Raw genomic sequence first — 1,924 nt, forward strand, 5'->3', positions numbered from 1 at the left:
CCAAGGAGCGGTTGATTCTGGCTCGCGCCACGCATCTGGATTCGTTGGCGTCCAAGCTCGTGGAGCCGCGGGTGCGTCGGGTTGTGGAGCCGGTGCTGGCCGGGACGTTGACTCAGCTCGACCCTTACGATGACGACCTGCAGTATGCGTGCGACATCGGTCTGGTCGCTGCGGGATTGCCGTTGCGTATCGCCAACCCGATCTACCGTGAGGTGATTGCCCGGGTGCTCACGGCCAACGTGGAGGTCAATGTCGTCGCTGACCCGCGCAGTTTCGTGCTGAGCGACGGCCGGTTCGATTTCGGCATGCTGTTGGCCGAGTTCGCCGAGTTCTGGCGTGAGCACTCCGACGTGCTGACCCGGGGGATCGTCTACCATGAGGTCGCCCCCCAGCTGGTGTTCATGGCTTTCCTGCAACGCGTGGTCAATGGTGGTTGCGAAGTTCAGGGATACAGCGTCGAGCGGGAGTATGGCATCGGCCGGGGTCGGATTGACCTGCTGGTGCGCTGGCCCTTCCAGAATCCGGACGGGAAACGGGTCGTGCAGCGGGAGGCGATCGAGTTGAAGGTGTGGCGGGCCGGCGAACCCGATCCGCTGGCCCGGGGGCTGACCCAGTTGGATGGTTACCTTGACCGGCTCGGCCTCGACCGCGGTGTGCTGGTGGTGTTCGACCGCCGGCCCGAGGTCGCGCCTATTGCCGACCGCACGAGGTTTGAGCAGGTGAACAGCCCGTCCGGTCGCCCGGTCACCGTTCTGCGCGCCTGACCGCTCTGCGCGCCTGACCGGCGGGTTCCCATGGCGGGTGGGATTACCGTTGTAGGCATGTGCCGAAACATCACCGAGCTGCGGGGCCTGGACCCACCGGCGACCGACGAGGAGATCGAGGCGGCCGCCCGCCAGTTCATCCGGAAGGTCAGCGGGCTGCGCCAGCCGCCGGCGGCCGATGATGCGTTCGAGGTGGCGGTCATCGAGGTGACCGCTACGGTTCACCGACTGCTCGGCGCGCTGCCGGCCCGCCGCCAGCCCCCGACTACCGTGCCGCCGCTGCGGCGTCCCGAGGTTCGCGCCCGCCTCGGTCGCTGAGAAATCGCCCGCCGCACGTGAGATTCCAGGGAAGAATACCTGGTGAATTCTATCGTGTCGGGTAGCGGCCGCACCGGGGGCATATCGTGACCGTGTACAGGGCTGCGCCCAGCTGCTCCTCACAATGGATGCAGCAACCGCCGAGAAGCCGCCGCATCCGTTCGGCCGGGTCTGCGTCCGCGGCGACCGGCGGGGCGGCTGGCGGTGCGCCGGAGGGTTGGTTGAGCGAGCGGGCAATACCCTGGTAGATGTTGTATGCCTGTTCGAGAGTCTGTCGATGGTAGCCGAACCATGCCGTTACTTTTGGTTGGCGGGTGCTGCCCGGTATCGTGCGGGAAAGTCGTTCCTCGTACCCGGCGATCTCGTTGTGGGTCGCTTGGATGGATGCTATCGCCTCGGCAATCTGCGCGGCTGTATAAGGCGCATGCCACAAGATCTGGTTGAGTTTCTGAGTGTGGCGTCCCATGATCTTGCCCAGTTCCTTGACCACGGGCGCGACATAGGGCGGGTCGGGTATGTCATCTGTGGGGTGTGCGTCGTACATCCAGACCTCCTTCTTGCCGCGGCTATTGTGATCGTAAGAACTGTGGTTGGGTTCCTGTTCCTGTTCCTGTTCGGGTCGGCTCGATCGCGTTCAGGACGAGGGCGCACAGGGATTCGCGGTTGTCGAGAACGTCGTCGGGGACGCTGTAGTAGCGACGGACGGTGACGGTTCGTCCCGCTGCCCGGTAGGTGAAGGGGTGGGCACCTGCCGCCTCGGCCGCGGCTCCGGCGGCAGCGTCGACGCGGAGATAGAGGGTGTCCATGACCATCGCGAACTGCCGGTCGTGGTGGCACAGTGC

Annotated in this window: 3 protein-coding genes and 1 pseudogene; 2 read left to right on the forward strand and 2 right to left on the reverse strand. The window is 65.5% G+C overall.

Annotated elements, in window-relative coordinates:
• Together U9979_RS09610 and U9979_RS09615 are read left to right on the forward strand one after the other, a co-directional pair.
• A pseudogene (locus U9979_RS09610) lies at positions 1 to 764 on the forward strand (ATP-binding protein); the annotation flags it as partial.
• Between the two features lie 57 nt (positions 765 to 821).
• Positions 822 to 1,082: a DUF2277 domain-containing protein gene (locus tag U9979_RS09615; RefSeq protein ID WP_322779092.1), complete on the forward strand. Its 261-nt coding sequence runs from the start codon at positions 822 to 824 to the stop codon at positions 1,080 to 1,082.
• A 49-nt stretch (positions 1,083 to 1,131) separates the two neighbouring features.
• Here U9979_RS09615 and U9979_RS09620 read toward each other — a convergent pair whose 3' ends face one another.
• Positions 1,132 to 1,626, reverse strand: coding sequence for a hypothetical protein (locus U9979_RS09620; RefSeq protein ID WP_322779089.1), 495 nt, complete (start codon positions 1,624 to 1,626; stop codon positions 1,132 to 1,134).
• 22 nt (positions 1,627 to 1,648) lie between these two features.
• Positions 1,649 to 1,924 (reverse strand): TfoX/Sxy family protein (locus tag U9979_RS09625; RefSeq protein ID WP_322779090.1); only part of this gene is annotated, 276 nt, incomplete at its 5' end.

The organism is Protofrankia sp. Cas4 (assembly GCF_963555915.1).
Lineage (GTDB): Bacteria > Actinomycetota > Actinomycetes > Frankiales > Frankiaceae > Protofrankia.